This is a genomic window from Prescottella defluvii, assembly GCF_000738775.1.
Classification (GTDB): Bacteria; Actinomycetota; Actinomycetes; order Mycobacteriales; family Mycobacteriaceae; genus Prescottella; species Prescottella defluvii.
Genome location: NZ_JPOC01000149.1, coordinates 1 through 208 on the forward strand (window position 1 = coordinate 1; position 208 = coordinate 208).

Annotated in this window: 1 protein-coding gene; it reads right to left on the reverse strand. The window is 70.2% G+C overall.

All coding sequences use genetic code 11. From position 1 onward, the window contains the following. Positions 1–208: hypothetical protein (locus IJ15_RS26540; protein WP_037136155.1), on the reverse strand; the 208-nt coding region annotated here is incomplete at both ends.

A 208-nucleotide genomic window follows, 5' to 3' on the forward strand; every position in this document is an offset into this window, starting at 1 on the left:
CGTCCCCGGGGACGGCACGCAGCAGCCTGCCGGCCATCTTTCCCAGACCCCGGCTCGCGAACGGTGCGATCGAGAGCACCACGGACCTCGTCGTTTGCACCGCCTTTCGCAGGCGGAGGAAGATCATCGGCGACTCCTCCTCCGGCTCGAACGCGACCAGCAGCACCGCCGGTGCCCGATCGAGGTCGTCGTAGGTGACCGCCGCCGG